This is a genomic window from Butyrivibrio hungatei DSM 14810 (assembly GCF_900143205.1).
Taxonomy (GTDB): Bacteria; Bacillota; Clostridia; order Lachnospirales; family Lachnospiraceae; genus Butyrivibrio; species Butyrivibrio hungatei.
On record NZ_FRDH01000016.1, the window covers coordinates 39,110 to 65,156 of the forward strand.

Below are 26,047 nucleotides of genomic sequence, written 5' to 3' on the forward strand. Positions count from 1 at the left end.
CTTCTTAATTTATAAAAAGACTGAATATTTGACTAAAATGTAAAATGACAAAAAATGCAATGATTAATCAAGTATAGGGCAAAATCAATGTAGTTTCTTGTTGGTGACATAGGTAAAATAAGTATATATAATGATAAAGAGAACAACGATTATCATTATAGCGTTTGTGATGTGGGGGATATCACATTTTGAGTTATTGGGAAGAGAGGGTTATATGGACAAGAAAAAGAGAGGAAAGGTCAGGGTATATCTAAGAAACAACTGGCAGTTGTACCTGATGCTCATTATTCCTGTAGTGTATATGGTCTTGTTTAAGTACAAGCCAATGCTCGGTGTAATTGTAGCTTTCAAGAAATTCAATGTTTTTAAAGGTATTTGGGATAGCCCATGGATAGGACTTGCAAACTTCAAAGAAGCTTTTACTTCGAAAGACTTCTGGAGTGCGCTTAAGAACACTTTGATACTTAATATCGGTGATCTTATCATAGGTTTTCCATTTCCAATATTCCTTGCGATATTTTTAAACGAGCTAAGAAGTGAAAGGATCAGAAAGACTACTCAGACTCTTTTGTACCTTCCAAACTTCCTTTCCTGGGTTATCATCTCAGGAATCGTTACACAGCTCTTTTCAAATTCAGGACTTGTAAACAACGTTATCACGTCACTGGGGGGTGAGAGTGTATCGTTCCTAAGTAACTCGTTCCTGTGGAGATTTGTGTACTGGGTAATGGGTGTATGGCAGGGAGCAGGATATTCACTTATCGTTTATCTGGCAGCTCTTATGGCTGCAGATGCTTCCCTTGGAGAAGCTGCTTATATCGATGGAGCAACCAGACTTCAGAGAATATGGCATGTAACTATTCCACAGATTTCATCAACTATTACAGTTCTTTTGATCATGCAGATCGGAAAACTTGTTAATATCAGCTTTGACAGACCATACATGATGGGCAATACCCTTGTCAGGGATGCGTCAGATGTTATCAGTACTTACGTGTATTCCGTAGGTCTTGCGGCAGGAAGATTCGACTTTGCTACAGCAGTCGGTCTGTTCCAGACAGTAGTTGGAATTATCTTAGTATTTTCAGCTAATGCTGTTATCAAAAAAATGGGACAGGAGGGAATCATGTAATGAGCGCTATCAACAGTAAAAACGAACGACTATTCCAGTTTTTCTGGACAGCATTCTTCATTCTTATAACTTGCATTGCCATGATTCCTATACTTCGCGTTTTGGCAGTTTCACTTAGTGGTAAGAATGCAATCCTTGCAGGAAAGGTATTTATCCTCCCTGTAGACATCAATATAGAAGCTTATACAAGAGCACTTCAGAGCGGAAGCTTTGTAAATGCCTTCTGGTATTCAATCGTACTGATGCTTGCATCAACAGTAATAAATCTAGTAATGACAGTGCTTGCAGCATATCCTCTTTCAAAGAAGGGACTTGTTGGTGGCAAGATCGTAATGACACTCTTCGTTCTTACAATGTATCTTCACCCAGGTGTTATTCCTGAGTACCTGAACGTAAGAGACTTCAAGATGATAGACACTGTGTGGGCACTTATTGTACCAGGCGCCCTTAGTGCATACAACATGATCATCATGTGTAACGCTTTTAAAGGTATTGACGCAGCTATCTACGACGCAGCCAAGATCGATGGTTGCAGTGAAGCAAGATGTCTTTTAAGCGTAGTTCTTCCATTGGTATATCCAACAATGGCGACACTTGGATTATTCTACGCAGTAGGAAGATGGAACGGAATCAGCGATGTTTTGTACTATATCAATTCCTCCAAGTATTTTACAGTGCAGATGGTACTTAAGCAGTTCGTTGAATCCATCAACGTTTCAGTCGAGGAAGGTCTTCAGACTAACCTCGTGGCAGAGAACATTAAGGCAGCAAGTATTGTTATTTCAATGCTTCCAATGCTGATCGTATATCCTTTCGTTCAGAAGTTCTTTACAAAAGGAATCATGGTCGGAGCGGTAAAAGGCTGAGAGGTCTTGCTGAGGTAGTTTCGAAGCGAGAGCAGAACTTCCTTGGCGAGCGAAGTGAATCTAACTCTCATAGAGTTCAGATATTTTTTTCTTACAAAGGAGGATTACAATGAAAAAGAAACTATTGGCAACAGTGCTTAGTGCTTGCATGGTTATGGGCGTGCTCGCAGGCTGCGGAAACAGTAAAGCGCCAGCTGACACAAACGGTACTCAGACAGCTGATTCTACTTCGGATTCAGGCTCAGCAGACACTGCGGCAGAAGATCTTAAGGGCGACGAAGTAGACATCACAGTAATGGTTTGGGACAGGGGTAATGCTGCACCAAACACAACTACTGAGGACAACGCGCTTACTCAGTGGATCCAGAAACAGATGAAGGATCTTTACAACATTAACGTTACTTACGTTTCTGTTCCAAGATCTGAGTCAGATGACAAAGTTAATATCATGATGTCTGGTGGAACAGCACCTAACATTGTATTTACTTATTCACAGGATCTTTTCTATAACTACGCATCAAGCGGAGCATTAAAAGACCTTTCATCACTCTATCAGCAGTATGGCTCAAATATTCAGCAGTATTGCGGTGAAGCTCAGAACGGTATCGGTGATCTTGGTGATCAGAAGTTTGCTGTTATGAAGCAGAGAGGAACAGAGAATGCTCGTCACACAGCTTATATCCGTAAGGATTGGCTTGATCAGCTTGGTATGGATGTTCCTAAGACAAAAGAAGAGCTTGGCAAATATCTCTATGCTGTTAAGGATGCTGGACTTGGCACACCTTGGGCAATGAGCGGACGTTCAGATACAGAGAAGATGTATCTCAACTTCGTTGGTTCATATGTAACTCTTACAGATGACAAGATGGCTTACACCTATGCTGAGTCATACATGGCTGTAGCTCCTGGAGCAAAGGATGGTCTCAAGCAGCTCAATGAGTGGTATAACGATGGACTTATTACACAGGACTTCCCAACAGATACAGATGAGAGCGTATTCCTTGCAGATGTAGCTAATGGTAAGGTTGGTTTCGTCCTTGATGATACAACACACATCTGGGATTCTACTGCAGTCCTCAACACAACACTTGGTGCAGAGGATGCATCATTTATTCCAGTACAGTGCTTCGATCTTCCAGATGGATCATATAGAACACCTTTCGAGTACAGATATGCAATGTTCGTAATGATCCCAGAAGAGACAACAAACGATGAGCAGGCAGCAGCTTGCATGAAGTACCTCAACTGGCTTGCAGATCCAGCAAATGCAGTTCAGGTTCGTTACACACCAGAGCTTACATATGATGAGCTTGGCGTAGCAAATGAACCTTCAACAGCTGACAAGGAAGCTAAGGGATATCCTGGAACATGTGATGACCTTTGCATCATGAACCTCAACTTTGACTGGGTTAACGACTACGAGACAATGTCTAAGTCACAGTATGCTGCACAGGAACAGGATTGGGCTTCAGTAGAGTGGTATGAGAATTACTATGATGTTTGCGCAAACGGAAAGTATCGCTTCCCTATCTACGGATACATTTCAGATGAGCAGGCAACATACGGAACAGATATCAAGAACAAGATGCTCACATTTGTTTACAATTGTATCTGCGCACCTTCAGACCAGTTCGAAACTGTATATCAGAAGGGCTACGATGAGCTTGTAAATTCAGGACTTCAGAAGATTCTTGATGCAAGAGCAGCATATTACGATTCAGTAAACTGAAATAACTATTAAAAAGGTTTTTAATAAGGCTGGGGGCTGCCATTAGGCGGCCCTCTTTAGCGCCTTATCTGATTGATTAGCAATTTGTTAATTTATATAATCTTCTTATAGGAAGATATATAAATTTGGAGGAGAATTATGAGATTCGGAGCACTTGAGGCAGGCGGCACCAAAATGATCGTAGCGATCGGTGACGAAAACGGCAAAATATTGGAGAGAGCATCTTTTCCTACTAAGACACCAGAGGAAACTATGCCTCAGATGATCGACTTTTTTAAGGATAAAGAAATTGAGAGCCTTGGAATAGCATGTTTTGGTCCAATCGACTTAAACAAGGATTCTAAGACTTATGGATATATCACATCTACACCAAAGCTTGACTGGAAGAACTATGACATTGTGGGTGCATTCAAAAAAGCTTTGAATGTGCCTGTTGGATTTGATACAGACGTTAACGGATCCCTTTTAGGTGAGATTACATGGGGATGCGCAAAAGATAAAACAGACGCCCTGTACCTTACCATTGGAACGGGTATAGGTGGAGGAGTCATGACAAATGGAAAGCTTCTCCATGGAATGCTTCATCCAGAACTTGGACATATCAGACTTGCCAAGGTTCCTGGAGATAATTATGCCGGAAAATGCCCTTATCACGGAACATGCTTTGAAGGCTTGGCAGCAGGCCCGGCTATCGAAGAGAGATGGGGCAAGAAAGCAGTTGAACTTGCAGATAGAGATGAAGTTTGGGAGCTTGAGAGCGAATACATTGCTCAAGCACTGTCTTCATTTATTCTGACACTTAGTCCGCAGATTATTATCCTTGGTGGCGGAGTAATGCATCAGATGCAGCTCTTTCCACTGATAAGAGAAAAAGTTGTTAAACAGCTTAATGGATATTTAAATACAAAAGAATTAGAGAACATGGATAAATACATCGTTCCAGCAAGTTTAAATGACGACCAGGGAATCATGGGTGCAGTGAAGCTGGCTATCGATGTTAAAGGAGAAATAAAATGAGAATTATCAAAGTAAGAGATTATCAGGACATGAGTAGAAAGGCAGCAAACGTTATCTCAGCACAGATAATACTTAAGCCAGACAGCGTGTTAGGACTTGCAACAGGATCTACTCCTCTTGGATTATATGAAAAGCTCGTTGAGTGGTACGGCAAGGGAGACCTTGATTTTGCTAAGGTTAAGACAGTTAACCTTGATGAGTATGTAGGTCTTTCAGCTGACAATGATCAGAGTTATAGATACTTTATGAACAAGAACCTCTTTTCAAAGGTAAACATTGATCCAAAGAATGTAAATATTCCTGATGGTACAAACCAAGACGCAGAGGCAGAATGTGAGCGTTATGAGAAGGTTATAGAGAGTCTTGGGGGAATTGATATTCAGCTCCTTGGAATTGGAAATAACGGTCATATCGGCTTCAATGAGCCAGCTGAGACGTTTATGATGAAGACACACAGAGTTGACCTTACAGAGAGCACTATAGAGGCTAATAAGAGATTCTTTGAGGATGTGTCTATGGTTCCTAGACAGGCTTACACAATGGGAATCGGAACCATCATGAAAGCCAAGAAGATCGTTATGGTAGCAAGCGGAAAGACAAAAGCACCAATCATTAAGGAGGCTTTCACAGGAGAGATCACTCCAAGAGTACCTGCTTCAGTTCTTCAGCTTCATCAGGACTTCACACTTATTGCAGATGAGGAAGCTCTTTCACTTATGTAATATAAAATAAAGATTTTAAAGCATAATTAAAGCGCAGCCGGATGGCCGGTTGCGCTTTATTTGTCGTTATAAGATCATCTCTTGTACTCATGCTCAAGTGAAGCCTTGATGAAACCTGAGAAAAGAGGATGTGGTCTGTTAGGACGGGACTTAAGCTCTGGATGAGCCTGTGTAGCCATGTGGAAGTCGTTTGAAGGAAGCTCGATCATTTCTACAATTCTTCCATCTGGAGACATACCGCAAAGCTTCATGCCGTTCTGAACGAGAACTGTTCTGTAGTCGTTGTTAACCTCGTATCTGTGACGATGACGCTCAGTGATATCTGTTGAACCAAAGAGCTCGTAAGCCTTTGACTCTTTATCAAGTACACAAGGATATGAACCAAGACGTAATGTACCACCGATGTCCTCAACACCATTCTGATCTGGTAAAAGAGCTATCATAGGATGTGTTGTGTTAGGATCGAATTCGATTGAGTGAGCATCCTTGTAACCGATAACATCTCTTGCAAACTCAATGATAGCAAGCTGCATACCAAGGCAAAGACCAAGGAATGGAACATTATTTTCACGAGCATATTTAATAGAAGAGATCATACCTTCGATACCACGATCACCGAATCCACCAGGAACAATGATACCGTCTACATCTGAAAGATAAGAAGCAACGTTTTCATCATTAACTTCTTCTGAATCAACCCACTTAATATCTACAGCAGTCTGATTTGAAATACCGCCGTGCTTGAGAGCTTCTACAACACTGATGTATGCGTCATGGAGCTGAGTGTATTTACCAACAAGTGCAACCTTAACTTCGTGCTTAAGGGAGTAAAGTGTATCAACCATTGCCTTCCAGTCTGTAAGGTCTGGCTCTGGGCAATCAAGTTCAAGACATTCACAAGCTACCTGAGCCAAATGCTCTTTTTCCATTGCAAGAGGAGCCTCATAGAGGTATTCAAGGTCAAGGTTGTTAAGAACGTGGCTGCTAGGAACATTACAGAAAAGAGCTATCTTGTCCTTGGTATCCTGGTCAAGCTCGATCTCTGTACGACATACGATAACATCTGGCTGAAGACCCATTCCCTGCATAGTCTTAACTGCTGACTGTGTAGGCTTGGTCTTGATCTCTTCTGAGCAACGAAGGTAAGGAATAAGAGATACAAGGATGAGCATTGCATTCTCGCGTCCTACTTCATGCTGGAACTGTCTGATAGCCTCAAGGAATGGCTGTGATTCAATGTCTCCGACTGTTCCACCAACCTCGATGATGGCAATACGTGTCTCATCATCTGTGAAGTTTCTGTAGAATTTACTCTTTATCTCGTTTGTGATGTGAGGAATAACCTGTACTGTACGTCCGCCATAGTCACCACGGCGCTCTTTCTGAAGAACTGACCAGTATATCTTACCGGTAGTTACGTTAGAATTTTTATCAAGATTCTCGTCAATAAATCTTTCATAGTGACCAAGATCGAGGTCAGTTTCAGTACCATCTTCAGTTACGAAAACTTCTCCGTGCTGAACAGGGTTCATAGTACCTGGATCGATATTGATATAAGGATCAAACTTCTGCATTGTAACCTTGTAACCTCTGGCCTTTAAGAGTCTACCGAGTGATGCGGCAGTGATTCCCTTACCAAGTCCAGATACAACTCCACCAGTTACAAAGATATACTTTACAGCCATTTAAATTTCCTCCTGAATATTGACGAGATAATATAGTTACTATTAATAAACACAAGCCATAATTATATAATTAAGCTTGAAGAAAATCTAGTTAAAAAATGAAGAAAATTGATTTAATAATTGAAATGTTGAAATATTGGATTGCACTCTATATAATAGTACAATATGAGTGTTATAATAAGCTAACTTATTATATCACGAACAGGTTGTAGTATCACGTAAATAAAGATTGGAATTTAAGATATGGATAATAATCAGAATCAGAGAAATAATAACCCTCTTGGAGGGGATAACAATTCTCCAAGAAGACAAAACATAATATTACTTTTGGTAGCAGCTTTGGTAACTATGATATGTATGACATATTTTCTCAAAGCGTTTTCTGATGATACCAACAGAGAGATTACTTACAGCGAGTTCCTTCAGATGGTTGACGATGGCAAGGTTGATAGCATTGTCATAGAGAGTGACAGGATTGATATTTATCCGGTTGATTCAAAAAAGGAAAATCAGAGTCCAAGCTATTACTACTTCACAGGAAACAATACAGTAACTTATTACACAGGTAAGGCTGAGGAGGACACAGACCTCACTAAGAGAATGCTCGAAGCTGGCGTTGATGTCAGTAGCGAGGTTCCTGACAACTCAGGTCTTATCCTTGCCTTCATTATTCAATATGTAGCACCAATTCTTTTACTGTGGCTTATCCTTTCATTTGTATTTAGAAAGATGAGCAAAGGCGGCGGACCACTTAGTGTTGGTAAGAGCAATGCTAAGGTTTATGTTCAGAAGGAGACAGGAGTAACCTTCAAGGATGTAGCTGGTGAGGATGAGGCAAAAGAGTCTTTGGTAGAAGTTGTAGACTTCCTTCATAATCCAGCCAAGTATTCCAAGATCGGTGCTAAGCTTCCAAAGGGTGCACTTTTAGTAGGCCCTCCAGGAACAGGTAAGACACTTCTTGCCAAGGCCGTAGCAGGTGAAGCACATGTTCCATTTTATTCACTTGCAGGTTCAGACTTTATCGAACTTTATGTAGGTGTAGGTGCCAGCCGAGTTAGAGATCTCTTTAGTGAAGCCAGCAAGAATGCACCTTGTATCATATTCATTGATGAGATCGATGCCATCGGACGTAGCCGTGACAACAAATACGGCGGTGGCAATGAAGAAAGAGAACAGACTCTTAACCAGCTTCTCTCTGAGATGGATGGTTTTGATTCATCAAAGGGTGTTCTTATTCTTGGAGCTACTAACAGACCTGAGATCCTTGATAAAGCGCTTCTTCGTCCAGGTCGTTTCGACAGAAGAATCATCGTTGATAAGCCTGACCTCAAGGGCAGAGAAGAGATCCTCAAGGTTCATTCCAAAGATGTCAAGATGGACGAGACAGTTGACCTTAAGGAACTTGCACTTGCTACAGGCGGATGCGTTGGTTCAGATCTTGCAAACATGATCAACGAGGCAGCCATCATTGCTGTTAAGGAAGGTAGAGAGTTCGTTAGTCAGAAAGACCTGATGGAAGCCTTCGAGCAGGTTATCGCAGGTAAGGAAAAGAAAGATTCAATCCTCAGCAAAGAGGAAAGAAAGCTTGTCAGCTACCACGAAGTTGGTCATGCTCTCGTAAGCGCAGTTCTTTCTAATACAGAGCCAGTTCAGAAGATCACAATTGTTCCTAGAACAAAAGGATCATTAGGATATGTTCTTCATCTTCCAGAAGATGAGAATCAGCTTAGGACCAAGGATGAGCTCCTTGAGAGAATCATCGTTTCACTTGGTGGACGTGCTGCAGAGGAACTTGTATTTAATACAGTTACAACAGGCGCAGCGCAGGATATCGATGATGCAACTGCAGTGGCAAGAAATATGATCACACTCTATGGTATGAGCGACAGATTCGGACTTATGCAGCTTGAATCTATCCAGAACAGATACCTCGATGGTAACAGAGTTCTTCAGTGCAGCGATGAGACAGCAACTCTTATTGATGAGGAAGTTAAGAAGCTTCTTGCTGAGTGCTACGAGAAAGCCAAGAAGATCGTTGGTGAACACCTCGACACTATGGACAAGATAGCACAGTTCCTTATTGAAAAAGAGACCATCACAGGCGCAGAGTTCATGAAGATCTACCGTGAGGCTGAGAACCTTCCTGAACCTACAGAAGAGGAGAAAGAAGCGGCCAAGGCTAAGAGACTTTACGCTACTAGAGCTGAGTCAGCTAAGGTTGGAGAGAACGTTCCAGTCAAGAAAAAGAATGAGGAAGCTCCTAAGGAAGAAGACCCTAAGGAAGAAACTCCTGCAGATGGACCTTTATTCAAAGAGACAGAGTCGATATTCACAACACCTGTTCAGAATGAAGAAACTAAAGATAATGATGAGAATCAGGACGATCAGCCAAATGTAGGCGGCGGTACATTCTCACATGTTCCAAATGACTTCGATAAATAATATAATGTAACTAAGACCAAACCAAATATGCTATTTGTGTTTGGTCTTTTATATCTAGAGAAAAAATGAGTAATTTTGATATAAAAGAGGAACTCAAAAAACTTCCTAATAAACCAGGAGTTTATATCATGCGTGATGAGAATGACACCATCATGTATGTGGGCAAAGCCATAAACCTTCACAATCGTGTAAGGTCTTATTTTCGTGCCAACATTGGAAGAGGCCCTCAGATAGACCAGATGGTGAAGCAGATTGCCAGATTTGAATATATCGTGACAGACTCAGAACTTGAAGCCCTGGTTCTTGAGAACAATCTGATAAAAGAGAATTCTCCTAGATACAACACTCTTTTAAAGGATGATAAGACCTATCCTTATATTAAGGTGACAGTATCAGAGGAATATCCAAGAGTTCTTTTCTCAAGACTTATGAAAAAGGATAAGTCCAGGTACTTCGGCCCATTTACCAGCGCGGCAGCAGTTAAGGATACCATTGATCTTATCAATAAGATCTACGGTCTTAGGACCTGTAACAGATCTTTGCCAAAAGAGATCGGAGCAGACAGACCATGTCTTAACTACCATATGAAGCAGTGCTGTGGTCCGTGTACAGGCAATGTTACTAAGGAAGAATACAGAGAAAGAATCGATAAGGCCCTGGAATTTTTAAACGGAAATTATGGCGTTATCATGAAGGATCTGCAGCAAAAGATGGAGGCGGCATCTGAAGAGCTTGATTTTGAATCTGCCGCTAAGTACAGAGATCTTTTGGCAAGTGTGAGAGTTGTTGCCCAGAAGCAGAAGATGACTGATTCTTCAATGGAGGATAAAGATATCGTAGCTATAGCTTCTGACGATAAGGACGCAGTAGTTCAGGTGTTTTTTGTAAGAGATGGAAGGCTCATAGGTCGAGAGCATTTCTATATGACTCATGTATCTGAGAATCCATCGGGAGAGATACTCCAGAACTTTGTTAAGCAGTTCTATGCAGGAACCCCATTTATTCCAAGGGAGTTGATCTTACCAGAGCCAATTGAGGATATGGAGATAATAGTACAGTGGCTATCTCAGAGAAAGGGCAGCAGGGTGTATATATCTGTTCCTGAGAGAGGTCAAAAAGAAAAACTCATGGAGCTTGCAACTCAGAACGCAGAGCTTGTTCTTTCTAAAGATAAAGAGAGGATAAAGCGCGAAGAGGGAAGGACCATTGGAGCAGTAAAAGAAATAGAAAAGCTTCTTGGGCTTAAAGGGCTTAACAGAATGGAAGCCTTTGATATATCTAATATAAGCGGCTTTGCAAATGTTGGTTCCATGGTGGTCTACGAAAAGGGTAAGCCCAAAAAGAGCGACTATAGAAAGTTCAGGATAAAGTCTGTGGCAGGACCTGATGATTATGCCTGCATGCATGAAGTTTTAACACGAAGACTTCTTCATGGAATCGAAGAAAAGCACGAACTTGAAGTAAGAGATATAGACGCCCAGTATGGAAGTTTTACCAAGTTTCCAGATCTGATACTGATGGATGGTGGAAGAGGGCAGGTCAATATCTGCCTGCAGGTGCTTGATGAACTGGGAATCCATATTCCTGTCTGCGGTATGGTCAAAGATGATAACCACAGGACACGAGGTCTTTATTACAACAACGTGGAGCTTCCTATAGATACGAGATCAGAAGGATTTAAGCTAATCACAAGGATTCAGGATGAGGCTCACAGATTTGCTATCGAATATCACAGATCACTTCGTAGCAAGGCCCAGGTCAAGAGTTCACTTGATGATATTCCGGGAATTGGACCAGCGCGTAGAAAGGCTCTTATGAAGGGCTTTAAATCCATTGAAGATATTAAAAACGCTTCTGTTGAGGAGCTTGCTGCAATACCTGAAATTCCTGAAAATATTGCGCAGCAGATATATGACTTTTTTCATATTCTATGATATTATTTAGCCGTGTGAGTATGCACATTAACATGAAAAATTTGGAGGGGAACAAATGGCGAGTGTTAGTCTTAAAACTATCATTGAAAGAATGAAACTCGAGAATCTGACACCTGAACTTGACATCAAGAAGATCAGGATCAGCCAGCCGGATATCAACAGACCTGCTCTTCAGCTTGCTGGATATTTCGAGCACTTTGAGGCAACAAGACTACAGGTAATTGGCTTCGTAGAATACACGTATATGGAATCTTTTTCAGATGACGAAAGAGAAAAGATGTACAGAGAATTTCTCTCGTTCGATATTCCTGGTGTAGTATTCTGTAGGGAACTTGCGCCAGATCCTCTTTTCATAAAGATCGCTATGGAAGAGAAGGTTCCAGTGCTGATGACCAAGAAGTCAACATCATCATTCATGGCTGAGATCATCAGATGGCTTAATGTTAAGCTTGCTCCATGTATTTCTATTCACGGCGTATTAGTTGATGTATATGGTGTCGGCGTTCTGATCACTGGTGAGAGTGGAATCGGTAAATCTGAGACTGCTATCGAGCTCATCAAGAGAGGACATCGTCTTGTATCTGATGATGTCGTTGAGCTTAGAAGAGTCAGCGAAGAGACACTTATTGGAACAGCGCCTGATATTACCAAGCATTTCATTGAGATGAGAGGTGTTGGTATCATCGATGTCAAGTCACTTTACGGTGCATCAAGCGTTAGAGAGACACAGACCATTGACCTTGTTATCAAGCTTGAAGATTGGGACAAGGACAAGGAGTATGACAGACTTGGTCTTGAGGAAGAGTACACAGAGTATCTTGGCAACAAGGTAGTTTGCCATCGTATTCCTATTCGTCCAGGTAGAAACCTTGCTGTTATCTGTGAATCAGCGGCAGTTAACCACAGACAGAAGGCTATGGGCTACAACGCAGCTCAGGAGCTTTATAATAGAGTTCAGAATTCACTTGCAAAAAGACGCGGTGAAGATGATGACGATGAATAATAACTAATAGAAAGAGGTTTTGTTATGGCTAGATATGTATTTGGCGCAGATGTAGGGGGAACAACTGCAAAGATCGGTCTTTTGACTGAGACTGGTGAGAAACTGGATTTCTGGGAGATCCCAACAAGAACAGAAAACCATGGAGAAATGATCTTAACTGATGTTGCAGAAGCAATCAGAAATAAGATGAAGGAAAGAAACATTGATGATTCAGATGTGATCGGTGCTGGTGTTGGTGTTCCTGGTGCTGTCAATGTTGATGGACTTTGCTATCAGGCAGTTAACCTTGGTTGGGAGAACTACAACGTAGTTAATGAATTCCATTCAAAGTTAAAGCTTCCAGTTAAAGCTGGTAACGATGCTAATGTAGCTGCTCTTGGAGAAGCTTGGAAGGGCGGTGGACAGGGCTATCCTAACATGCTCCTTGTAACACTTGGAACTGGTGTTGGTGGGGGTATCATCAACGAAGGCAAGATCCTTACAGGTGCTAAGGGCTCTGGCGGAGAGATCGGACATATTCATCTTGTAGATGATGAAGTAGATGCTTGCGGATGTGGCAATCACGGATGCTTTGAGCAGTATGCATCTGCTACAGGCGCTATGAGAATTGCCAAGAGAATGCTTGCTGCCAGCAGTGAAGACAGCGTTCTTAGAAATGGTGATTTCGAATGCAAAGACGTATTTGACGCAGCCAAGAAGGGTGATGCTCTTGCTGTTAAGATCGCAGAGCAGTACGGATATTATCTTGGAAAAGGTATCGCTATCACAGCAAGTGTAGTTAACCCTGAGATCATCGTACTCGGTGGTGGCGTATCCAAGGCTGGTGAGATGCTCTTTGATCTTCTCATGCCAAGCTTTAAGAAATACGTATTCCCAGGCTGTGCATCAGCTAAGTTTGCGCTTGCAAAACTTGGAAATGACGCAGGCGTTTATGGCGCTGCCAAGATGATGATACAGTAATAGATATAAAGGATGTAACAATTTGAATAGCAGTTTGATAGAAGCTATGAGACAGATCGTCTCAGCGGATAATTTATTAATTAATGAACCTATGAGCAGGCACACTACATTTAGAACTGGTGGGCCTGCCTGCTTGTTTTTGAGACCAGAAAATCAGGACCAGTTAAAAAAGGTCATGGATTTTGTAAGACGCCTTGGAACTGATTATTTCGTACTTGGCAATGGTAGTAATCTTCTGGTTTCTGATGAAGGCTATGATGGAGTGATCATCTCCCTTAGCAAATTTAACAAAGTAGAATTAAAAGGATCAAATCAGATTTATGTAGAAGCAGGTGCTATGAATTCCGGCATCGCTTCTTTTGCAAGAGATAACGCACTCACAGGTTTTGAGTTTGCAGCGGGAATTCCGGGAACCATCGGTGGAGCAATGATCATGAACGCTGGTGCCTACGGCGGAGAAATGGCTCAGGTTGTAACTGAGGTCACAGTTCTTTCTCCAGAAGGCGAGATCATGGTTCTTGATAACAGCACTATGGAATTTGGCTATCGTACAAGTGCCATCAAGAATAAAGGCTTTATAGTCTTATCAGTTCTATTAACCCTCAAAAGAGGAAAAGAAGAAGAAATAACAGCTCAGATGAAAGAACTTGCCGAGAAACGTCGCGATAAGCAACCTCTCGAATATCCAAGTGCAGGTTCAACCTTCAAACGTCCTGAAGGCTACTTTGCCGGCAAACTCATTGAAGACGCAGGCCTTCGCGGATTCTCCGTCGGCGACGCCCAAGTCTCCGAGAAACACTGCGGTTTCGTAGTTAATAAAGGGTCAGCCACATCTACAGATATTTATAACTTGATAAAAGAAGTTCAAAAGGTTGTCTATGAAAAAGCTAATGTTAGACTCGAGCCTGAAGTTATAATATTGGGTAAATTTAGTTAAGATAAGTTTAAACCGTTAGTTTTTGATAATATATTTTGTTTATTTATTGAGATTGGCGTGTGCTGGTATATTTTTCATGAGACAGCGTTAAAAAACGTTGGCACTTAGGTGCTGTATTTTAGCACCTTAGTACCATTACGTTTTTTACCGAGCGAAAGCGTCTGTCGAATGTAAAATATACCAGCACACGCCCCCCAAAAAAGAAAGGGAACACTATGAGGTTTGTGATTGTTACGGGAATGAGTGGCGGCGGTAAGTCTACAGCCATACATATGCTTGAAGATGCAGGTTTCTACTGCGTTGATAATCTGCCTGTTTCTCTTATTGAGAAATTTGCAGAACTCATCACAATGCCTGATAGTGAGATCAATAAAGTCGTCCTCGGTATAGATGCAAGAGCTGGTCAGCAATTTGAAGAAGTTGCTGGAATGATCGATTCCCTCAAGGAAAGGGGCATCCCTGTAGAGGTCCTCTACATGGACGCCAGCGATCAGGTTCTTATCAAAAGATATAAGGAAACCCGAAGGATCCATCCTATGAACGTCAACTCTGTTGGCGACAGGATCGAGGATGGCATCGCCAAGGAAAGAAACGTTCTAGCAGAAGTAAAAAAGAGAGCTGATTACGTTATTGATTCATCTCAGCTTCTTACCAGAGAACTCAAGGAAGAATTAGACAGGATCTTTGTAAAGAATGAAGAGTACAATTCACTTATGATCACAATTCTTTCATTTGGGTTTAAGTATGGTATTCCTTATGACGCAGATCTTGTTTTTGATGTGAGATTTTTACCAAATCCATTTTATATTGATGAACTCAAGCATCAGACAGGTAATGACAAAGGAGTTCAGGATTACGTTAAGAGCTTTCCTGCATGCGGTGAATTCGTTGATAAGCTTGAAGATATGCTCAAGTTCCTTATTCCTGGATATGTTCAGGAAGGCAAGTATCAACTTGTTGTTGCCATTGGCTGTACCGGCGGCCAGCATAGAAGTGTGACTATTGCAAATGAGCTTTATGACAGGCTCAAAGCTTCAAAAGGTAACTATGGACTTAAGATTTTCCACAGGGATGTCAAGCAGGCTAAATAGCAGGTAAGGTGAGATATGTCTTTTTCATCAGAGGTTAAAGAGGAGCTGGCTAAGCGAATCGGAAGCTCCAGACACTGTCAACTGGCAGAACTTGCTGCTATCATAAGTAGCGCAGGATATATCGAGATAAAAGACGGCATAGCAACAGCGCTATACCTACAAACCGATAACCAGTTGGTGGTCAGAAAGTTCTTTACATTAATAAAAAAAGCATTTAATATAGGAAATGGTATTTCGTCAAGTGCCCATGATAACAAGCCTGTGATAGACGACGTGGGACTGATAGATTCTTGCCTTAAGGCTATCAAAATGATAGACGGTGATGGCAGGATTCGTGACATAAACGAAGGAACAAATCCAATTGTAACCAGAAATTCGTGTTGCAAGAGAGCGTTTATTAGAGATTCGTTTTTATGTCTTGGATCCATCAGTGATCCAAACAAGGGATACCATTTAGAATTTGTATGTGATTATGAGGCTGAGGCCACATTTTTACAGGAACTCATTGAGAGTTTTGATATAGAAGCCAGAATAGTTCGCCGCAAAAAATATTACGTCCTCTATATCAAGGAGGGTGCTGGAATAGTAGACCTGCTTAATATAATGGAAGCGCCAGTTAGTCTCATGAATCTGGAGAATCTCAGGATCGTCAAAGAGATGAGGAACTCCATCAATAGAAGAGTTAACTGCGAGGTTGCCAATATTACCAAGACCGTTAATGCAGCTACCAAGCAGATAGAGGATATTACATATATAAGGGACCATTATGGTTTTAATAAACTGCAGGAGAGCCTTCGCGAGATGGCGGAGATCAGACTTGAGCATCCAGATGCAACACTTTTGGAGCTTGGAAAGTTCTTGGATCCACCTGTTGGTAAGTCAGGAGTTAATCATCGACTTAGGAAACTAAGCGAACTTGCGGATAAGTTAAGATCCTAAAGGAGGGGAATTATGTTAACAAAATCTATCGAAATCAAGTTACCTAGAGGCCTTGAGGCTAGACCAGTTGCTGAGCTTGTACAGCTCGCTAGCAAATATGAGAGCACAGTACATATCGAGGCTCAGTCCAAGAAAGTAAACGCTAAGAGCATTATGGGAATGATGACACTTAATATCGCTTCTGGCGAGCTTGTTACTGTTATCGCTGATGGAACAGATGAAGAGAATGCTGTAGCTGATATGGAGAAGTTCCTTCAGGGAAGCCACAAATAATAGAAAGAAATAGAAATAATTGAATAAATAAAAAAAGTCCTATAAAAGGGAGGATGCCAGGTAAGCTACCCTTACCTGGCATATTATGAAAAAGTTTTTTATTTGGTATTGTCTTAACTCATCTGACACTATTATAATAACAAGCCAATATGTCCAAAAGATGATTTGAAGTAACCATTCTTTTAATTAATTGTAAACAAATTATGAACGCCCACATGTCGCTAAAATGATGTGATGAGCTTTTTTTATGCCCAAAACCCGCATATATGGTATACTTTTCTTGAGGTGGCAATTGTGCTTAATTCAATCTTTTTTATCTATGAGAATGAGATCATAGTTCCTTTAGTTCAGGACGAATCAGCCTATGTGGTGGAACAGGGCTATTCATCTGCTGTATTCGAGGCATCTAAGTTTCCAGAAAACGATTATACATCACACAAAAAGACTGTTCTGATCGCTACAGATTCACAAGCTAAGGCAAAAGAGCTCTCGGAAAAAGGCTTTTATGTCATAGGAATAGCTCATGCAGAGAATACTTCTTACGAATTCAAGGGACTTAAATATATTTTTACAGATATTTCCGAGGTGGATATAGACTCTTTTGTTAAGGCATATCAGAGATATGCTGGCGAACCCTGGGAAATTCTTAAGACAGAGAGACTTGTTGTAAGGGAGACAACCCTAGAAGATGTAGATGAATTCTACAGACTTTATGCTGATCCGGAAATAACACGCTATATGGAAGGTCTTTTTGAGAATCCTGAAGATGAAAAGAGATATCAAAAGGACTACATTGATAAAGTATATGGACTTATGGGCTTTGGAGTGTGGACGGTTGTCAGAAGGTCAGATGGTGTCGTTGTTGGAAGGGCAGGATACTCTGTAAGGAATGGCTTTGACGATATAGAGCTTGGCTTTTTAATTGGAAAAGAGTACCAGAGACAGGGCTATGCCATGGAAGTTTGCTCGGCAATCCTTGATTATGGCAAGGCTGTCTTGCAGCTTGATAAGGTACAGACTTTAGTCAAGGCGGAGAATAAAGTCTCCATACACATATGTGAGAAATTAGGATTTGAGCAGACAGATACTGTAGAAGTTGAAGAGAACATCTATGGTCAGGAATATAATGCAGGTCAGAAAGTGCCATTTAACGAGTGTCGACACGGGACATACGTCAGAATGATCAAATTATTATGGTAATTTTTAGGTTCTTCCTATAATATATATTTGTAGTTTATAGGAAGGATGATTGAATAGGTACGAAGCGTCGTATGGAACGCTTAGAGGAGCGGTATCTATCGGAGGTATTATGAGTTCATTAGAATTATTTAGTCTTGTAGCGGGCCTTGTTGGTGGCCTTGCAATGTTCCTTTACGGAATGAATGTTATGAGTGGAGGCCTTACAAAGGCAGCAGGCGGCAAGTTAGAGAGCGTACTTGCCAAGGTAACCGAACATCCAATCATAGCTTATGTTTTTGGTGTTGCAGTAACTGCTATAGTTCAGTCTTCATCAGCATCTACTGTCATGGTAGTTGGTCTTGTAAATTCAGGTATCATGACTCTTAGACAGGCAGTAAACATTATTCTTGGTGCCAACCTCGGTACTACATTTACTGCATGGCTTCTTTCACTTAACGCGATCAGTAGTGACAATTTCTTTATAAATCTTCTTAAGCCCAAGTCATTTACACCATTTTTGGCTATCATTGGCATTGGTCTTTATATGTTTTCCAAGAGTGAAAAAAAGAAGAATGTAGGAACTATCCTTCTTGGATTTTCTGTTCTTATGTTTGGTATGAGCAGCATGTCAGATGCAGTCTCACCACTTAAGGATGTTGAGTCTTTCAAGCAGCTTCTTACAACCTTCAGTAATCCATTCATCGGATTTCTTGTAGGTATTATCTTTACTATGGTTATTCAGAGCTCAGCCGGTACTATCGGTGTACTTCAGGCTTTGTCTCTTTCTGTTAAGGTCAAGCACAGCGTTGCCATTCCAGTAGTTGTTGGTGCTGAGGTTGGTACATGTATTACAGCTATTCTTTCATCCTTTGGAGCTAACAAGAACGGAAAAAGAACAGCTCTTATGCATTTGTATTTCAATGTAATAAAGGCAGTTCTTTTCATGATCATCTTCTATTCATTAAATACGGTACTTCATTTTGCGTTTATGGATAAAGAAATTGGAATGGCAGGAATTGCTGGAATCCACACACTTATAAATCTCGTTGCAACGCCGCTGATGCTTCCATTCTCAGGAATCCTGGTAAACCTTGCCATGAAGACTATTCCTATCGATGACAAGGAAAAGAAAGAACAGGAAGAGCAGGAAGGTCTTCGCACATTGGATCCACTGTTCCTTTCAAACCCTCCATTTGCCCTTGAGCAGGCTAGACAGACAGCTGTTACAATGGCCATTATGACAAAAGAAGCATTGAATAAGGCTATTGACCTTATTACTGATTATCATAAAGACACTGCAGAAGAAGTTGAGTATCTCGAGCAGCAGGTAGATAGATACGAGGATGAGCTTGGAACATATCTTATGAAGATCAATTCTCATCACCTTGCTCCAGACGACAGCCATACTCTTTCACTTCTCTTGCATTGCATTACAGACTATGAGAGAATTAGTGACCATGCTCTTAACATTGCTGAGAAGGCAAAGAGCATGGATGAAAACGGACGAAGCTTTTCACCTAAAGCACAGGCCGAGATTGATATTTATTCAACAGCGGTCAGAGATATCGTAGATACTTCTATAACTGCTTTTGATAATCAGGATGTTAAGCTTGCCAAGACTATTGAGCCACTTGAGGAGACAATCGATGAGATCCAGAAAGAGGTTAAGCGTCGTCATGTTAGAAGACTTCGTAAGGGCAAGTGTACTATCGAGCAGGGCTTTGACCTTAGCGATATCGGAACAGACTTTGAGCGAATTGCGGATCACTGCAGTAATATTGCGGTAGGTATCATCGAAGCTCACGAAGACAACTACTTTGCACACGGCTATCTCGAGACCTTAAAGGCTGAAAAGAATGATGGATTTGAGCAGGCAGTTGATTTCTATGAGAGAAAATACCGCTTACCTTCAGTTAAGTACTAATTAATTTCAGGGAAAGAGTGTTATGAACATTAGAAAATTAAAGTACCTTGATGAACTTATTGAAGCACAGAGAGAAAGAAATAAGCTTCAGGGTGCAACTATCGTGGTTGAACATAAAGGCAAAAGAGTCTATGAGAACCACTACGAACCAGATAGAGAAGACAGTATTTATAAGATCTTTAGCATGACCAAGCCAATTACAGCCCTGGCGGCTATGATGCTTTACGAAAGAGGGAAGCTTGATCTGATGAGCAATGTATCAGATTATCTTCCTGCTTTTGCTGATTGTAAAGTTGTAACTCCAGATGGAATACAGAAGGCGCAAAATTCAATTAAGATCATCAATCTTCTCAATATGACATCAGGAATTGCAGGTTCAGGAGATTTTGGAGAAGCTGAGAGATCCATGAGCAAAGTCTTCAAAGAGGCTAAGATTCAGAGAGAATCCGGAATCCTTAAGAACAACATTGATGTTTGCAACAAACTTGCAGAAGGCTATCTTGCATTTGAACCAGGAACAGGTTACAAATATGGCTACTCAGCAGATATCATGGCTGGAGTTATCGAAGCTATCACAGATATGAAGTATTCGGAGTTCCTTAGAAAAGAGATCTTTGATCCTCTTAACATGGATGATACTGGATTTAAGATCGACATGGGCAAGACTTCCAGACAGGCGATTTTATATAGAAGAGACAAGAATAACAAAGTTGTAAGAGCAGAGGTTGATGTTGCCCGTAGAATGGATATGGAAAATCCTTTCGAGGATCCTTGGTTTGAGAGAGGCGGTGCAGGCCTTTATTCTACAGCCTCCGACTATTCACACTTCACTCAGATGATTCTTAATAAGGGTTCTTACCACGGCAAAGAGCTCATTGGTAAAAAGACTCTAAGCTACATGTTAAGCCCACAGCTTAACGCACTGCAGCTTGAGGATTTTGCAATAGATGAAAATCAGGGATACAACTATGGTAACTATTTTAGAGTGCTTACTGATCCTGCAAAGGCTCTTTCAAACGGAAGTACTGGCGAGATTGGTTGGGGAGGATTTGGCGGAACTTATTTCTTTGTAGATCCTTCAGAGGAACTGACAGTAATCTATATGCAGCAGATTGAAGGCGGCTATGACAGCAGCTTCATCCGCGGTGTCAGACAGATTGTATATGGAGCTATTTAAAAATGGAATTTGAGTTTTTAGAAAAGAAGGAACAGGGCAAGTTCATTACCCGATATGACCTTCATTACAGAACATCTGATGATCAGGAAAAGATATATGAAATGATTAGCAGAAATCCAGACCTTAAGACAATGGATGATCTTAAGAATCCTAAAGAAGATGCAGTTGCCATTATCATGCATGATGAGACAGGTGAGAAGATCCTCATTAACAAAGAGTTCAGAATGGCAACAGGGGAATGGGTTTATAACTTCCCTGCAGGACTTATAGATGAAGGCGAGACTGCAGAGCAGGCTGCCAGAAGAGAATTAAAAGAAGAAACAGGACTTGATGTAATACGCATAGATGATTGGTGGGGCAAGTGCTACAGTGCAATCGGTTTTTCTAACGAGAGAAATGCTTGTTGCGTAGGCGTTGCCGGAGGTACCTTTTCAGAGAGTACTTCAACTCAGGAAGAGATCGTTCCTAGCTGGTACACCAAAGAGGAGATCAGAAATCTTTTAAAGACTGAGGCTTTTGCAGTCAGAACTCAGGCGTATTGCTATCTGTGGTCCAGACAATAGTTCTTTTACCAGATTAGTGGAAAGTAGAGCATGAGCGAAAAGAAGGATCAAAGTAAAAAAGGAATATATAAAGAAGCAGACCATGGTGAAGAGCTCAAGCGAGGCATCATCGGTCTTAATATATGTGAGGAATGTGGCGGATTCTGTACCGAGAAGCTTCCTCTTATGGAAGGTCTTCCTGTAAATGCACAGGTAAGCCTTATGGAGCATTCAGTCCATGAAACCCTCAAGAAGAACAGCTATCTTTTCAGAGAGGGAGAGGCAGTTGACTCCATATGTATAATAAGAAAAGGAAGAGTTAAACTTTGTCGATATGATTCTCTTGGTCGTGAACAGATCATTACCATATTGGCAGATCATGATATCATTTGGGAAGGCATGTTCCTTGACGGAAGTGTTTATCCATATTCCGCAGTATGTCTTACCAATGCTTCTATCTGTCTCATTCACAGAGACGATTTCATAAAGGTGGTTGATAATCCAACTGCCGCCATGAACATCATAATTCTTCTCAGCAAAAAGCTTCATGATGCTAATGAGAGAAATATGCTGTTATCTACCAAAGACCCCATGGCAAGACTTGCAGGCTTTTTGATGTACAGAGTAGACAGAAGCCCTAGTGACGATATTGTGCTCAAGCTCGATGATATTGCGGCAAGCGTCAGTCTTCGAACAGAGACAGTTTCTAGGAAGCTTCGCGAAATGGAAAAGATGCACCTTATTGAGAGACTTGGACATGCAAGGATAAAGGTGCTTGATAGAGATACTTTGCGGGAGATTTATATTTCCCAGTGATTTAGATTGGAGTTTTTATGATTAAAGGAGCTATTCATTCTATAGAGACCTTTGGTTCTGTAGATGGACCTGGAATTAGATTTATTGTATTCCTCAAAGGATGCAATCTTAGATGTAAATATTGCCACAACGTAGATACCTGGGATCCGCACTCAGAAGACATGAGAACAGCAGATGAGATTCTGGATTTTGCTGAAAGATATCGTAGCTACTGGGGTGAAGAAGGCGGAATAACTGTAAGTGGAGGAGAGCCACTTCTTCAGATCGATTTCCTTATTGACTTGTTTAAAAAGGCTAAGGAGCGCGGTATCAACACTTGTATCGATACAGCAGTTCAGCCATTTACTAAGGAAGAACCTTTCTTTTCTAAGTTTGAAGAGCTTATGAAATATACAGATCTGCTCCTTGTTGATATTAAGCATATCGATAGAGAAGAGCACATTAAGCTCACAGGACTTCCTAATGATAATATCAAAGAGTGTTTTGAATATCTTGATCAGATAGGTAAGCCGATCTGGATCCGTCACGTATTGGTTCCAGGAATTACAGACAATGACGAATACTTAAGAGAGACCAGAAAATTTATTGAGAAATTTTCTAATATAAAGAGAATAGATGTGCTTCCATACCACTCAATGGGACAGATGAAGTTCAAAGAACTTGGAATTCCATATCAGCTTGAAGGCGTTGAATCACCAACAACAGAGCGCGTTGAGAACGCCAGAGCAATTTTAAACGGAAAAAAGAACTGATTTTATCGGTTCTTTTTTTATTTCTGTGAAACTTTTGTGAAAAGTGAAAAAAATAATAAAACTTGATTTCAATCAATGTTTGAACAAATTGTAAATGATAATATGACTTCCGGTAGATAATAGTGATAAATAATTAACAAACAATTGTTAGTTTTGAAAGGAGATAAACCATGAACGAAGCATGGAGAGGTTTTAAAGGAACCCACTGGCTGGATGACGTTAATGTAAGAGACTTCATCCAGAATAACTACACACAGTATGATGGAGATGAGAGCTTCCTTGCTGATGCTACAGATGCTACTAACAAGCTCTGGGGCAGATTACAGGAGCTTCAGAAAGAAGAGAGAGAAAAGGGCGGCGTACTTGAGTGCGAGACAGAAGTTGTATCTAGCCTTACAGCTTATGGCCCTGGATATATCGATGAGTCTATGAAGGACCTCGAGAAGATCGTTGGTCTTCAGACAGACAAGCCTCTTAAGAGAGCATTCATGCCTTACGGCGGAATCAAGATGGCTGAGGAAGCTGCTGAGACTTACGGATACAAGGTAAATGAGAAGTTCCACAAGATCTTCACAGAGTACCACAAGACTCACAACCAGGCTGTATTTGATGCTTACACACCTGAGATGAGAGCTGCTAGACACAGCCACATCGTAACAGGTCTTCCAGATACATATGGTCGTGGACGTATCGTAGGCGACTACAGAAGAGTTGCTCTTTACGGTATTGATTTCCTTATCGCTAAGAAGCAGGAAGATTACAACAACTGCGGCGATGGAACAATGCTTGATCACATCATTCGTCAGAGAGAAGAGATCTCAGAGCAGATCAGAGCTCTTAAGGGAATGAAGGAAATGGCTGCTATATACGGATTCGATATTTCACAGCCAGCTAAGAACGCAAAAGAAGCTATTCAGTGGCTTTACTTTGGATATCTTGCAGCTATCAAGACACAGAACGGTGCTGCTATGTCTGTTGGACGTGTTTCAACATTCCTTGATATCTATATTGAGAGAGATCTTAAAGAGGGAACACTTACAGAGTCAGAGGCTCAGGAGCTTATCGACCACATGACAATGAAGTTCAGAATGGTTAAGTTTGCTCGTATCCCTTCATACAACAACCTCTTCTCAGGAGACCCAGTTTGGGCAACACTTGAGGTTGGTGGACTTGGTATGGATGGTCGTCACATGGTTACAAAGAACGACTACAGATTCCTTCACACACTTGAGAACATGGGACCTTCACCAGAGCCTAACCTTACTGTTCTTTATACATCAAAGCTTCCAGCTACATTCAAGAAGTATGCTGCTAAGATCTCTGTTACAACATCTTCAATCCAGTACGAGAACGATGATGTTATGAGACCTATCTGGGGCGATGACTACAGCATCTGCTGCTGCGTATCTGCTACACAGACTGGTAAAGAGATGCAGTTCTTCGGTGCTAGAGCAAACCTTGCTAAGTGTCTTCTTTACGCTATCAACGGTGGTAAGGACGAGAAGTTCCTCACAAAAGATGGTAAGCACATGCAGGTTGGACCAGAGATGGCTCCTATCACATCAGAAGTTCTTGACTATGATGAAGTTATGCACAAGTATGACATCATGATGGATTGGCTTGCAGGACTCTATGTAAACATCCTCAACCTTATCCAGTACATGCATGATAAGTACTACTACGAAGCAGCTGAGATGGCTCTTATCGATACAAACGTAAGACGTACATTCGCTACAGGTATCGCTGGTTTCTCACACGTTGTAGATTCACTTTCAGCTATTAAGTATGCAAAGGTTTCAACTGTTCGTGATGAGTCTGGTCTTGTAGTTGATTACAAGATCGAGGGAGACTTCCCAAGATACGGTAACGATGATGAGAGAGCTGATGAGATCGCTGTATGGCTTCTTAAGACATTCATGAAGAAGATCGAGAAGCACCACACATACCGTGATTCAGAGCCTACAACATCTATCCTTACAATCACATCAAACGTTGTTTATGGTAAGGCTACAGGTGCTACACCTGATGGAAGACCTGCATTCGCTTCATTCGCACCTGGTGCATCACCATCATACGGTGCTGAAAAGAATGGTCTTCTTGCATCACTTAACTCTGTTGCTAAGATTCCTTACGAGTACGCTCTCGACGGAATTTCAAATACACAGACAATGAACCCTAACGCTCTTGGTCATGACGACGAAGAGAGAGCTAACAAGCTTGTTAACGTTCTTGATGGATACTTCGATCAGGGATCACACCACCTCAACGTTAACGTATTTGGTAAGGAGAAGCTCATCGATGCTATGGAGCATCCTGAGAAGCCTGAGTATGCTAACTTCACTATCCGTGTATCAGGATATGCTGTTAAGTTCATCAACCTTACTAAGGAGCAGCAGCTCGACGTTATCGCTCGTACATGCCACGAGGCACTCTAATTTAGAGCTAGAGCATAGCAAATCTAAGTATAATACCACTACTAAAAATGAAGGATGTCGCAGAAATGCGACATCCTTTTTTCGTATGTGCAAATTTTGGAGCCTTATTTGAGGATTCATTGTATATTGAATTTGATTTAAGAGAGTTATAAGAATGAGAATGAGGGTGAAAAAAATTTTGTTGACAAGGCTGATCTGACATGATAAGCTATGCGTCATAGCGTCATAGCGTCATAGCGTCATAGCGTCATAGCGTCATAGCGTCATAGCGTCATAGCGTCATAGCGTCATAACGTTCTATTTATTTTCTCGTTATCTTCGTAAAAAAGAATATTTATGTATGTTTAAGGCGGAAATTATTAAGACAGAAAGGAATACATAACATGGATATAATTGAGAGGTTTAATAAGGTTCTGAATGAGATACCTTACAAAGAGGTTCTGATTTCAGGAGAAATAAGATTTTCGGTTAAAGATATTGAAGAATTATCGA

Annotated in this window: 21 protein-coding genes; 20 read left to right on the forward strand and 1 reads right to left on the reverse strand. The window is 41.1% G+C overall.

The features are described 5' to 3' along the window. Nucleotides 1–214: 214 nt before the first annotated feature. From BUA02_RS14905 to nagB, 5 genes are all read left to right on the forward strand, one after another. A complete protein-coding gene (locus BUA02_RS14905) occupies nt 215–1,132 on the forward strand; it encodes an ABC transporter permease (protein ID WP_071174956.1) in 918 nt (305 codons plus the stop codon). Beyond that, nucleotides 1,132–1,998, forward strand: a complete 867-nt coding sequence (locus BUA02_RS14910; protein WP_071174957.1) for a carbohydrate ABC transporter permease — start codon at nt 1,132–1,134, stop codon at nt 1,996–1,998. The genes BUA02_RS14905 and BUA02_RS14910 overlap by 1 nt, the downstream gene beginning before the upstream one ends. A gap of 109 nt (nt 1,999–2,107) precedes the next feature. Then, nucleotides 2,108–3,727: an extracellular solute-binding protein gene (locus BUA02_RS14915; RefSeq protein ID WP_072705577.1), complete on the forward strand. Its 1,620-nt coding sequence runs from the start codon at nt 2,108–2,110 to the stop codon at nt 3,725–3,727. A 138-nt stretch (nt 3,728–3,865) separates the two neighbouring features. Next, entirely contained in the window at nt 3,866–4,744 is an 879-nt protein-coding gene (locus tag BUA02_RS14920; protein WP_072705579.1) for an ROK family protein, read from the forward strand. Next, nucleotides 4,741–5,466 (forward strand): glucosamine-6-phosphate deaminase, encoded by a 726-nt coding sequence (nagB, locus tag BUA02_RS14925; RefSeq protein ID WP_072705581.1) that lies wholly within the window; start codon nt 4,741–4,743, stop codon nt 5,464–5,466. The genes BUA02_RS14920 and nagB overlap by 4 nt, the downstream gene beginning before the upstream one ends. Nucleotides 5,467–5,540: 74 nt before the next feature. Here the strand turns inward: nagB and BUA02_RS14930 are convergent, their stop codons facing one another. Then, entirely contained in the window at nt 5,541–7,151 is a 1,611-nt protein-coding gene (locus BUA02_RS14930; protein ID WP_072705582.1) for a CTP synthase, read from the reverse strand. Nucleotides 7,152–7,394: 243 nt separating this feature from the next. Between BUA02_RS14930 and ftsH the strand changes: the two genes are divergently transcribed. From ftsH to pflB, 15 genes are all read left to right on the forward strand, one after another. Beyond that, nucleotides 7,395–9,593, forward strand: coding sequence for an ATP-dependent zinc metalloprotease FtsH (gene ftsH, locus BUA02_RS14935; RefSeq protein WP_072705584.1), 2,199 nt, complete (start codon nt 7,395–7,397; stop codon nt 9,591–9,593). A gap of 65 nt (nt 9,594–9,658) precedes the next feature. Next, on the forward strand, nt 9,659–11,527 hold the full coding sequence (gene uvrC / locus BUA02_RS14940; protein WP_072705586.1) for an excinuclease ABC subunit UvrC: 1,869 nt from the start codon (nt 9,659–9,661) through the stop codon (nt 11,525–11,527). 55 nt (nt 11,528–11,582) lie between these two features. Continuing rightward, nucleotides 11,583–12,530, forward strand: a complete 948-nt coding sequence (hprK, locus tag BUA02_RS14945) for an HPr(Ser) kinase/phosphatase (RefSeq protein ID WP_071174964.1) — start codon at nt 11,583–11,585, stop codon at nt 12,528–12,530. A gap of 24 nt (nt 12,531–12,554) precedes the next feature. After that, the gene (locus BUA02_RS14950; RefSeq protein ID WP_072705588.1) at nt 12,555–13,490 is read left to right on the forward strand and encodes an ROK family glucokinase; all 936 of its coding nucleotides are present in this window, start codon (nt 12,555–12,557) and stop codon (nt 13,488–13,490) included. A 22-nt stretch (nt 13,491–13,512) separates the two neighbouring features. Then, a complete protein-coding gene (gene murB / locus BUA02_RS14955; protein WP_242946521.1) occupies nt 13,513–14,427 on the forward strand; it encodes a UDP-N-acetylmuramate dehydrogenase in 915 nt (304 codons plus the stop codon). 215 nt (nt 14,428–14,642) lie between these two features. After that, entirely contained in the window at nt 14,643–15,518 is an 876-nt protein-coding gene (gene rapZ, locus BUA02_RS14960; protein WP_071174967.1) for an RNase adapter RapZ, read from the forward strand. A gap of 15 nt (nt 15,519–15,533) precedes the next feature. After that, nucleotides 15,534–16,457, forward strand: coding sequence for a DNA-binding protein WhiA (gene whiA, locus BUA02_RS14965; RefSeq protein ID WP_071174968.1), 924 nt, complete (start codon nt 15,534–15,536; stop codon nt 16,455–16,457). Nucleotides 16,458–16,469: 12 nt separating this feature from the next. Next, nucleotides 16,470–16,730 (forward strand): HPr family phosphocarrier protein, encoded by a 261-nt coding sequence (locus tag BUA02_RS14970; RefSeq protein WP_071174969.1) that lies wholly within the window; start codon nt 16,470–16,472, stop codon nt 16,728–16,730. Nucleotides 16,731–17,024: 294 nt separating this feature from the next. After that, entirely contained in the window at nt 17,025–17,930 is a 906-nt protein-coding gene (locus tag BUA02_RS14975) for a GNAT family N-acetyltransferase (RefSeq protein WP_072705592.1), read from the forward strand. A 109-nt stretch (nt 17,931–18,039) separates the two neighbouring features. Continuing rightward, nucleotides 18,040–19,833, forward strand: a complete 1,794-nt coding sequence (locus tag BUA02_RS14980) for a Na/Pi cotransporter family protein (RefSeq protein ID WP_072705594.1) — start codon at nt 18,040–18,042, stop codon at nt 19,831–19,833. Between the two features lie 22 nt (nt 19,834–19,855). Next, entirely contained in the window at nt 19,856–21,010 is a 1,155-nt protein-coding gene (locus BUA02_RS14985) for a serine hydrolase domain-containing protein (RefSeq protein WP_072705596.1), read from the forward strand. A 2-nt stretch (nt 21,011–21,012) separates the two neighbouring features. After that, complete coding sequence (locus BUA02_RS14990) at nt 21,013–21,573, forward strand: NUDIX hydrolase (protein WP_072705598.1); 561 nt, start codon at nt 21,013–21,015, stop codon at nt 21,571–21,573. Between the two features lie 30 nt (nt 21,574–21,603). Continuing rightward, complete coding sequence (locus tag BUA02_RS14995; RefSeq protein ID WP_083385603.1) at nt 21,604–22,368, forward strand: Crp/Fnr family transcriptional regulator; 765 nt, start codon at nt 21,604–21,606, stop codon at nt 22,366–22,368. 17 nt (nt 22,369–22,385) lie between these two features. Then, nucleotides 22,386–23,120 (forward strand): pyruvate formate-lyase-activating protein, encoded by a 735-nt coding sequence (gene pflA / locus BUA02_RS15000; RefSeq protein ID WP_072705600.1) that lies wholly within the window; start codon nt 22,386–22,388, stop codon nt 23,118–23,120. A gap of 170 nt (nt 23,121–23,290) precedes the next feature. Next, nucleotides 23,291–25,555, forward strand: a complete 2,265-nt coding sequence (gene pflB / locus BUA02_RS15005; RefSeq protein ID WP_072705602.1) for a formate C-acetyltransferase — start codon at nt 23,291–23,293, stop codon at nt 25,553–25,555. The last annotated feature ends 492 nt before the right edge of the window (nt 25,556–26,047 follow it).

Bases quoted from the DNA above. Each gene is read 5' to 3' on its own strand.
- BUA02_RS14905 (WP_071174956.1), top strand. From the start codon at position 215: ATGGACAAGAAAAAGAGAGGAAAGGTCAGGGTATATCTAAGAAACAAC.
- BUA02_RS14910 (WP_071174957.1), top strand. From the start codon at position 1,132: ATGAGCGCTATCAACAGTAAAAACGAACGACTATTCCAGTTTTTCTGG.
- BUA02_RS14915 (WP_072705577.1), top strand. From the start codon at position 2,108: ATGAAAAAGAAACTATTGGCAACAGTGCTTAGTGCTTGCATGGTTATG.
- BUA02_RS14920 (WP_072705579.1), top strand. From the start codon at position 3,866: ATGAGATTCGGAGCACTTGAGGCAGGCGGCACCAAAATGATCGTAGCG.
- nagB (WP_072705581.1), top strand. From the start codon at position 4,741: ATGAGAATTATCAAAGTAAGAGATTATCAGGACATGAGTAGAAAGGCA.
- BUA02_RS14930 (WP_072705582.1), bottom strand. From the start codon at position 7,151: ATGGCTGTAAAGTATATCTTTGTAACTGGTGGAGTTGTATCTGGACTT.
- ftsH (WP_072705584.1), top strand. From the start codon at position 7,395: ATGGATAATAATCAGAATCAGAGAAATAATAACCCTCTTGGAGGGGAT.
- uvrC (WP_072705586.1), top strand. From the start codon at position 9,659: ATGAGTAATTTTGATATAAAAGAGGAACTCAAAAAACTTCCTAATAAA.
- hprK (WP_071174964.1), top strand. From the start codon at position 11,583: ATGGCGAGTGTTAGTCTTAAAACTATCATTGAAAGAATGAAACTCGAG.
- BUA02_RS14950 (WP_072705588.1), top strand. From the start codon at position 12,555: ATGGCTAGATATGTATTTGGCGCAGATGTAGGGGGAACAACTGCAAAG.
- rapZ (WP_071174967.1), top strand. From the start codon at position 14,643: ATGAGGTTTGTGATTGTTACGGGAATGAGTGGCGGCGGTAAGTCTACA.
- whiA (WP_071174968.1), top strand. From the start codon at position 15,534: ATGTCTTTTTCATCAGAGGTTAAAGAGGAGCTGGCTAAGCGAATCGGA.
- BUA02_RS14970 (WP_071174969.1), top strand. From the start codon at position 16,470: ATGTTAACAAAATCTATCGAAATCAAGTTACCTAGAGGCCTTGAGGCT.
- BUA02_RS14980 (WP_072705594.1), top strand. From the start codon at position 18,040: ATGAGTTCATTAGAATTATTTAGTCTTGTAGCGGGCCTTGTTGGTGGC.
- BUA02_RS14985 (WP_072705596.1), top strand. From the start codon at position 19,856: ATGAACATTAGAAAATTAAAGTACCTTGATGAACTTATTGAAGCACAG.
- BUA02_RS14990 (WP_072705598.1), top strand. From the start codon at position 21,013: ATGGAATTTGAGTTTTTAGAAAAGAAGGAACAGGGCAAGTTCATTACC.
- BUA02_RS14995 (WP_083385603.1), top strand. From the start codon at position 21,604: ATGAGCGAAAAGAAGGATCAAAGTAAAAAAGGAATATATAAAGAAGCA.
- pflA (WP_072705600.1), top strand. From the start codon at position 22,386: ATGATTAAAGGAGCTATTCATTCTATAGAGACCTTTGGTTCTGTAGAT.
- pflB (WP_072705602.1), top strand. From the start codon at position 23,291: ATGAACGAAGCATGGAGAGGTTTTAAAGGAACCCACTGGCTGGATGAC.